The 7,966-nt window shown below is 42.1% G+C and carries 8 protein-coding genes; 4 read left to right on the top strand and 4 right to left on the bottom strand.

The features are described 5' to 3' along the window. Positions 1 to 136 precede the first annotated feature (136 nt). Both ACKTT2_RS06685 and ACKTT2_RS06680 read left to right on the top strand, forming a co-directional pair. Complete coding sequence (locus ACKTT2_RS06685) at positions 137 to 286, top strand: CopG family transcriptional regulator (RefSeq protein WP_407885179.1); 150 nt, start codon at positions 137 to 139, stop codon at positions 284 to 286. A gap of 84 nt (positions 287 to 370) precedes the next feature. Further along, the gene (locus ACKTT2_RS06680) at positions 371 to 1,858 is read left to right on the top strand and encodes a Uma2 family endonuclease (protein WP_407885178.1); all 1,488 of its coding nucleotides are present in this window, start codon (positions 371 to 373) and stop codon (positions 1,856 to 1,858) included. A gap of 66 nt (positions 1,859 to 1,924) precedes the next feature. Here ACKTT2_RS06680 and ACKTT2_RS06675 read toward each other — a convergent pair whose 3' ends face one another. Beyond that, positions 1,925 to 2,302 carry a zinc ribbon domain-containing protein gene (locus tag ACKTT2_RS06675; RefSeq protein ID WP_407885177.1) on the bottom strand — a complete coding sequence of 126 codons (378 nt, stop codon included), beginning with the start codon at positions 2,300 to 2,302 and terminating at the stop codon, positions 1,925 to 1,927. A gap of 818 nt (positions 2,303 to 3,120) precedes the next feature. On the opposite strand from ACKTT2_RS06675, the gene ACKTT2_RS06670 reads away from it, so the two are divergent. Continuing rightward, a complete protein-coding gene (locus tag ACKTT2_RS06670; protein WP_407885176.1) occupies positions 3,121 to 3,552 on the top strand; it encodes an AMIN domain-containing protein in 432 nt (143 codons plus the stop codon). On the opposite strand, the gene ACKTT2_RS06665 is transcribed toward ACKTT2_RS06670, so the two are convergent. The 3 genes from ACKTT2_RS06665 to ACKTT2_RS06655 all read right to left on the bottom strand — a co-directional run bounded on the left by ACKTT2_RS06665 (position 3,549) and on the right by ACKTT2_RS06655 (position 7,053). Then, a complete protein-coding gene (locus ACKTT2_RS06665; protein WP_407885175.1) occupies positions 3,549 to 4,280 on the bottom strand; it encodes an alpha/beta fold hydrolase in 732 nt (243 codons plus the stop codon). The genes ACKTT2_RS06670 and ACKTT2_RS06665 overlap by 4 nt on opposite strands. Before the next feature lie 101 nt (positions 4,281 to 4,381). After that, entirely contained in the window at positions 4,382 to 5,911 is a 1,530-nt protein-coding gene (locus ACKTT2_RS06660) for a chlorophyll a/b binding light-harvesting protein (protein WP_407885174.1), read from the bottom strand. Positions 5,912 to 5,994: 83 nt separating this feature from the next. Further along, the gene (locus ACKTT2_RS06655) at positions 5,995 to 7,053 is read right to left on the bottom strand and encodes a chlorophyll a/b binding light-harvesting protein (protein WP_407885173.1); all 1,059 of its coding nucleotides are present in this window, start codon (positions 7,051 to 7,053) and stop codon (positions 5,995 to 5,997) included. 269 nt (positions 7,054 to 7,322) lie between these two features. On the opposite strand from ACKTT2_RS06655, the gene ACKTT2_RS06650 reads away from it, so the two are divergent. Further along, positions 7,323 to 7,454 carry a hypothetical protein gene (locus tag ACKTT2_RS06650; protein WP_407885172.1) on the top strand — a complete coding sequence of 44 codons (132 nt, stop codon included), beginning with the start codon at positions 7,323 to 7,325 and terminating at the stop codon, positions 7,452 to 7,454. Positions 7,455 to 7,966: the final 512 nt, after the last annotated feature.

The following is a 7,966-nucleotide window of genomic DNA, read 5'->3' as shown; positions in this document are numbered from 1 at the left end:
GAGATTAATAAGTTTCCTTTTCTTTTCTCCGAGGTCATCCCTGTATATGTCTATACATTTCGACCAACGAATCGCACTTATCTTCAGTTTTCAAGGTTCATGCTATAATTGTACCTCTTCAATAGGTACAATGTCAATGTCTAAACCAGATATTTATATTACTTTTCGAGTCATACCAGAGGAGAAAGAAATCTTGAAACAGTATTGCGAACAAACCGGAAGACAACAAAGTGATGTAATGCGAGAGTTTATTCGCTCTCTTAAAAAGAAATTAAAGGCATCCTAAAGAATACCTGGGCTTTTCATCCCTGGGCTAAAGCCACAGGGTTTTCAACCTTTTTCCTTATAATTGCCGTTCCCAACCCAACCTATGTCTGACCAACAAAAGCAATCAAAATTTCCACCTACCCAACAGGGGTTGGAATATTATTGTGCGTCACAATCAATTGAATTGAGTGAATGCTCTGAGCCGGAATTCCGATTGGAACTGGTGGAGGGCAAGTTTTTAGTAGGTGGAACTATAGAAGGGAGTCGTTGGTTGCTCAAAGAAGCTTTAATCGGTTGGGGATTGGAATCTGCCATTGCATTCGCTAAGCTTGAAAAATGGTGGGAAGCGTTAAGACTAGCATATGAAGTTCCCCATCAATCGCCAGATGAGTGGTTGGCTTGGGCAGAAGATTTGCCTCTCGCAAAAAATTACAGTCATGATTGGTGGATACCTCTTGGTTCTAGGTATAAAGGTGAACATCGTTGGACGAGAGACAATCTGCGGCAAGCAATCTCCACTGCTGTCAGTCAAGCTGGCTTCGGGTCGTGCTTTGGCCCGAATTACGGAATGCAGCTCGTCCAAGATGTATTCACCCCAGATATACTCATAGTCAGTGACCTTCGTTTGACAGAAAACATATGCCATAACTGCTATATGAATGGTTCTGCAGATTTGGCGATCGAGATTCTGCTCCCAGAACGGACAGAAATTGACGAACAAGTGAGATGGCAGTACTACGAACGGGGTGGCGTTCAACATTATTGGACTGTTAATCCCGTGACTCAGGAAATTCAGTTTTGGTGGCGATCTTCTATTGGATATCAGTTGCAAACTCTTGACCCTGATGGGTGTTACCGAGCAATAAATGGGTTAACCTTTAGCCCAGAACTGTTTTGGTCGCTGGAGTTGCATTTACCAGCATTTACCAGTACGAGACAGGAAAGACGGTGGGTACTTAAGTATGAAGAAGGACTAGAAGAACTCAGTTGGGGTTCTCTTCCTTTCAGCCCCGTTGTGGATTTGCAACCCCATGCCATTCAACCCGAACAGTTTATTGCTTGGTGTCCGGAAACTAAGCTTGAGAGTGGACCGTTGATTGGTGGCGGTGAGATTGGGACGCGAAATGCGATCGCTATGTTACTGATGAGTCTGGGTTTAGTTGAAACCGTAAAGCTCATGCCCGGTTATGAGTGGGTACGAATTCTGCGACGTATCGAACGGCAACAGCAGCAAGATGCTCGACTCAGGCAAGAATGGTGGCAGTATGCTCAAACATTAGCTCAACAATTGCGATGGTCGTATCAAGTCGGTGGAGTTGGTCTTATTGGTGACTTAACAAAAGATTTGCCCCTCAATTTCTGGTCAGAAATTCATCTCATTTTATGGGAAGTGCCAGAAAAATTTAAGAAGTGGCACTTTTTGCAAGGTTTGCCAGACAAACCTCGGGTTTGTCTCACAGAAGTGAAATGGGCAACACCAGCCCAATGGCAAGAAATTTGTGAGAAAATGATGATTTTGGTTGGGCGATGGCAAGGTCTCGAGCAACCGCTTAGAAGGAAAGGGCTGCAATTTCATTGGTTAAGCGATTAGAGAATACACTGTAAACTACCCACACGCTCACTTGCGTTACAGTGTGGGCTTTTAGTAAGACATAATTTAGTAGCCCTGAAGAGTCCATACCTCGCTAGGGCAGCATAAACCATTCGAGCCTCTGGGCGGGTTTACAAAAACAGCCCCAATAGCAGCAATATTTTTGGCTCCGTTAAAATCAGCATCCCCACTCCAAGAACAAGCGTCATTGGTACATTTGAAGCGTTTATCAGAACGGATGCCAATACGTAGGCAAGAATGGCACGTTTGACTGGTATAAGCAGGAGGCACAGCAATCACCTCTACACCTGCTTGAATTCCTTTATATTCCAAGAAAGAACGCAATTGATAAAAACTCCAAGAGTTAGAACGTCTACGTTCAGTTTTGTTTCTTGGCTTTTGGTTGGTTCTTTCTCGGATACCAGTTAAGTCTTCAATTGCCACTATTGCATAAGTAGATAATGCGTTCTCATTAATTTGCTAGAAGAATGTTGTGGTTAAGCCATTGTTGATAGCGCCTCTCTTTCCCCGACAGCCGTTTCAACATCTGTCTCGTTCTACGACGAGTAGACCTTGTGCCTTCCCTTGGCTTTGACTCTTATTTGCTTATAAAGCAAAGCTGCTGTACTCGACCGAGTACAGCAGTTTGATACTGCTTACAAGAGGATTAACTCAATGACCATCATTGAGGGAGGAAGACGAGTTGTTCTTAAAACTGTGGTACTGTGTTTGGCAATCTTGACATTGACCTCACTTAAATTATTGAAATTTATTTTCAACTAACTCAGATAACTTTACTAAGAATTCTCATACTTTGCAAGTCAAAAACAATAAAGAATTTTTATGATTTACTTGATAAACAGTCGATATTATTATTAAAGATACTGTTGTCATCTCAGATAATTAATGTAAAATATTCTCAATTGCTTTCCCACACCTTGTCGAAACAAAAGCAAATGTCTCTTAACTATATACTGCGTCTGGAATGTCGGGGAATAGGGTTTCCTAATCCCCTTTTTCATGTTTTCGTCATTACAATATTGACAAGTGAGACTTCTTTGTATCTGGAGTCAGAGTTGAACTTTTTAGAGCTTATTAAAAAATCTTGTTAAGAAAAGCTGATAAGAATTTGCAATTACAAGCCAATTTACTATAAATTGAACTTTCAAGACCAATTAATACGGTTTTAAAAATAAATTGCAAAAAGAGTTGCCCCTTCTGAACAATAATAGAGGGCGACAATTAGGGTGTGGGAGCAAACAATGAGATCGCCGGAACTACTCAAAATACTGATCCTTACCAGTACAGTATGGGTCAGTATCATACATTCAGCCAAGAGTGTTGAAATACTTGGAATGGAAAGCAATGACACATCAGTTGCGAAAGTTCAAAGTGACTCTACTTTCATCAAAGATATTCGCCGAATCAGTGAGATAGAATATGTTTCCAAAAGTGTAGTCTTGTTAGTGCAAACGCCAACACCAACCGACCCTTCTTCTGTCCCTTCTCAAGAAACGGGACAACAAGGTGTTGTACTAGTGACGGGAGTAAAAGCAATTCCTACGAGTAAAGGTGTGGAAGTTATTCTACAAACTCCTCAAGGCGAACAGCTACAACTTGTAAATCGCAGTGCGGCTAATAGCTTTATTGTTGATGTTCCAAACGCGCAGTTGCGATCGCTCCTGGTTGCTTAAACTTTCAAGCTTGAACATACTGAATCCAACTGACGTAGAGATTGCCAGAAGTCGAGAATCTGTTCTGCTACGATTTCCGGCTCGAATAAGTGAAAAAAATGCCGTCCTTTTTGACATTCCCAATAGCGATCGCCCTCCATCAAAAACGGTCGCCATCCTTGCAGGGCATCGCGTTCTACGATGAGATCGTCAGTGCTACCACAAACCATTAAGGGCACAGGGAGTGGACAGGGAGGCACGCTTAACCGTTTAAACAAGGAGTGAGGTGAGAGCGAGCAATTCTTATCTTGCTCCAAGATACTTTCTAGAAGCTTGACGGTGTGTTCATTCTGATAGCCAAATAGATTGTACACCATCGCATTGAGAATTTTTTGGTGACTTAAGAAAGGGAGATGAGTATAGTAATGAACTTGCCAGTCAAGGGCTGCATCAGCACCCACAGCTAATAAAGTTAAAGATTTAACTTTTTCTGGATATTGACGCGTATATAGTAGCCCTAGTAATCCTCCCGTGCTATGACCAATCAGATGCACAGGTTGATTGCTTGATTCGAGATAACGATGCAGCTGCAGTACCGCAACATCTAAGGAACTTGCTTCATCATGAGTTTGACTATATTCCCACCGGGTAATATTTATATAACGTGACAGTTCACGCAATAGCGGTATAGCAAAGCATAACAAACTAGGGCTTGTATTCAACCAAATGGCATCTGACTGTTTAGACATTAATTTAACCCACAAGTCATTAGATTTGTAAAATTATTGTGTTAACTAAAATTTGTAGAGACGTATTATAGTACGTCTCTACCTAACTGCATACTCAGTCGCTACATGACTAAACTGTTAATAGCGATCGCACTAAACACATCAAGACTATTCAATAGCAGATAAGCGAAGATTGCTCCGCCAATCCCACCGATCAAAAAGCCCTCAGTAAATTCACTCCATCTTTCAGTAGAATTGATACTCCGTGGTACCCGAGGAACTGTTACTACTGAAGCTGATTGTGGATATATTTCTTGCTGTTTTACAAAAATGGTAGTGCCATAAATCGAAAAACCAATTGTCAGAATGAGAATCAAACTGCCTGCGGCTAGTAAACCAACCAAGCTACCTGCATTACTATTGCGTAATAAACCTAATGAACCTATTGTGGCAAACGGACCAACCAACCAGTAACCATGAGCCATACCAATTTCCAATCCCCGTAAAAGAGGAGAAACACCAGGACGGTAAATTGGTAAGTATTTAAGAAACTTCAGCGTCAAATCAGAAGAGTTGACTGCGGTTGCGAAATTACCCGTTTGGCGATTCATCCCAGACGGTTGAATCATGTCACCATTTTTAAAATCAAATCCGGCTTCAATTGCACGGGCGCGGAGGGCGTGCCAAATGTGACCTAACAAAAATATGAGCGCTAAAACAAAATGGAAAGTTACCAACCAACCACGGCTGGAAACTATACCAGCATCCGTTTCTATCGCTCTAACCGGACCATAAAAAACTTCAGGATAGACGGTGTTATTAACTGCCGCAAAGTATGCTGCCAAAAAGCCCATGTATGCTACAGCACCAATGCTGTAAGACAAATACGCTTCTCCGGAATAAATCAAAATTCGGCGTGCCCACCTCATAGGCTTAGTTAAAATGTGGAAAATGCCACCGCCAATTAACATCAAACCAACCCAGATGTGACCACCGACAACATCTTCTAAGTTATTAACAGCTGCCATTCCCTCTGGTCCCCAAGCCCCAAATAGATAGCCAAAGATGTGGAATGGGTTGAGCGTTGGATGATTGATTACTCTTACATTTCCACCACCAGCGACCCAAGGGTCAAACAGTCCACCCCAAAACATCGCCTTGGCAACTAAAGCCAAAGCACCCAAACCTAAAAGCATTAGGTGAATGCCCAGGATTGTTGTCATCTTGTCCTTGTCTTTCCAGTCATAGCCAAAAAAGCCAGCCCAAGTAGGATTGTCTTCTAACACCTCTGGTCCTAGTAGGGAGTGGTAAATACCACCAGCTGCCAGAATAACTGAAGGGATAAGATGCAAGACGCTGATTACGAAGTAGGGATAGGTGCTAATGATTTGCCCACCAGCACCAACACCAAAACCAAGAGTCGCAAGATGAGGCAGCAGAATTAACCCTTGCTCGTACATTGGTACATTAGGATTAAAGCGCGACAACTCAAACAGCGTCATCCCCCCAGCCCATAACAAAATCAATGCAGAATGGGCAACATGAGCGCCTAGTAATTTGCCAGATAAATTGGTGAGACGAAAGTTACCAGCCCACCAGCCAACATCAGGTATTTGTTGCTTGTAGGGGCTATCTTCAATTACTGCTGTCATTTAGAAAACTCCTTGAGAATATTTAGCAATTTTTCCGGACTCATATTTCCAGATACTTGCTAATAAGTAGCATTAAATTAAGTTCAGCTAATCGGTTGGGGAATAACTGCCTCCTGACTCACCCTACCTTTGCGAAAATCGAATCCACGAGCTCGTAAGGCGTGCCAGATATGTCCTTGGAGAAAGAAGAAGGCTAGCCAGAAGTGAGCATTAGCTAACCAAGTTCGGGAAGTTACCAGATCGGGATCGACTGATGAAAAATACGGCACGATATTCTGCCTAACCACAAGCGCTGGACCATAAAAAACTTCGGGATAAACAGTGGTATTTACCGATACGAAGAGAGTTGCGATAAAACCCATCAGTGCCAAAGCGCCCAGACTGTAAGAAAGATAAGCTTCTCCAGACCAAACAAATAGTGGATGCGTCCAAGTAAAGGGTTTGGTGACAATGTGGAAAAGTCCACCGAAAATTAACATCCCACCAACCCAAATGTGACCGCCAACCACGTCTTCTAGATTGTCAACGCCAGCAATCCAGAATTTACTAATTGCGCCAAACAGATAGCCAAAGATGACAGCCGGGTTTAATGTCGGATTTGTAATTACCCGCACATTCTCAATGTTTGGGTCATACAAACCACCAAAGTACATTGCTTTGGCGACTAACAAGAATGCACCACAACCTAGTAAAACCAGGTGAATACCAAGGATTGTGGTCATTTTGCCCGTATCTGCCCAATCGTAGCCGAAGAAAGGAACTTTGCCCTCCAATTTTTCCGGACCGCGCAGGGAATGAAAGATTCCCCCAAAGCCCAGAAAGGCTGAGGAAATCAAATGCAAAGCTCCAATGACGAAGTAGGGATAAGTATCCACAACTGTACCACTAGCGCCAACTCCCCAACCCTGAGTAGCTAGGTGAGGTAGCAAAATTAAGCCTTGCTTGTACATTGGTTCTGCCGGATTAAAATGGGCTAGCTCAAATAAAGTCATAGCTCCAGCCCAGAAGACAATTAAACCAGAATGAGCAACGTGAGCGCCCAGTAGTTTTCCCGATAAGTTGGTAAGCCTTGCATTACCAGCCCACCAAGGCGAGTCGGAGAGGTCTTGCTCCACCGACAGCGGACTTGTAGAAATTGTCATTATTTACCTATGATTTGTTGATAATTTCGTTCAACAACTTTAGAAACGAGCTTACACTAAAATTTCAGTTAATGCAATTCTATGTCATTAAATATTTTGAGGAAGAAGTCAAAATGCTGCTGTGTGGGTACAAGCATAAACAGGATTTACGCAACTGGCACAATCGGTTTAGATACGGCTTCACCACACCTGCGATACTATCCTAAGTATTAATGCTTAAAAATTTTTCAAAAACAGGAAATGTTACAATTTGTAGAAATGTATTTTAAATGACAAACTTTGCCACCTTTAGTCTGTTTGTTCTGATTTTATCTTTGTTAGTTTTTGATACCCACCGATCGCCCTTGGCGCAAGCCGTACCCGGCTTATCGCTCAGCGCTCTTTACCCTTCAATCCCTTGATATATCTGCCTACTTCAATTATTTTGCTTGAATTAGTTGACATATATTTTCATTAGTGCTTGAATAAATTCAAGGAAGAGGAAGGATGTTTACAAAACATCCTTGTAACTCCTGCTGTTGAACTGTAGTTACCTTGTTTTAAAAGGACGCTAACAACGTTTCTTCAAGGAACAACTTGGGAATATACAGAGATCGCAAAACTGTTAGAACACTGTTGTCAAATTAAGTCAGGGGGTTTACTCCATCACGAACAGACTAACAATCTCTTGTTAGTTAACAATTTGTCTCAAGTTCAGATAAACATTGACACTACATATGTCGTTGCGATGTCTTGATGTGCATTGCAAATGCAAGCTTATGATTTCATAAGTTATTAGCCGAACTCGCTCTTAGAACGATACTACAACATTAATTCAGATCTTTTGTTCCATACATCCATGCATCTGCTCATTCCTAGAAGTAATTTCTAGGGATGATTTCTTTCCATGCATATAGTCTTGACTAAGGAGGCA

Origin of the sequence: Scytonema hankhaensis NUACC26 (assembly GCF_045865695.1) — a bacterium.
Classification (GTDB): domain Bacteria; phylum Cyanobacteriota; class Cyanobacteriia; order Cyanobacteriales; family Nostocaceae; genus Scytonema.
This window is presented reverse-complemented; position numbering and strand designations above follow the sequence as displayed.

What these genes read in the sequence shown, in the direction of transcription:
- ACKTT2_RS06685 (WP_407885179.1), top strand. Translation starts at nt 137, where the DNA reads ATGTCTAAACCAGATATTTATATTACTTTTCGAGTCATACCAGAGGAG.
- ACKTT2_RS06680 (WP_407885178.1), top strand. Translation starts at nt 371, where the DNA reads ATGTCTGACCAACAAAAGCAATCAAAATTTCCACCTACCCAACAGGGG.
- ACKTT2_RS06670 (WP_407885176.1), top strand. Translation starts at nt 3,121, where the DNA reads ATGAGATCGCCGGAACTACTCAAAATACTGATCCTTACCAGTACAGTA.
- ACKTT2_RS06665 (WP_407885175.1), bottom strand. Translation starts at nt 4,280, where the DNA reads ATGTCTAAACAGTCAGATGCCATTTGGTTGAATACAAGCCCTAGTTTG.
- ACKTT2_RS06660 (WP_407885174.1), bottom strand. Translation starts at nt 5,911, where the DNA reads ATGACAGCAGTAATTGAAGATAGCCCCTACAAGCAACAAATACCTGAT.
- ACKTT2_RS06655 (WP_407885173.1), bottom strand. Translation starts at nt 7,053, where the DNA reads ATGACAATTTCTACAAGTCCGCTGTCGGTGGAGCAAGACCTCTCCGAC.
- ACKTT2_RS06650 (WP_407885172.1), top strand. Translation starts at nt 7,323, where the DNA reads ATGACAAACTTTGCCACCTTTAGTCTGTTTGTTCTGATTTTATCTTTG.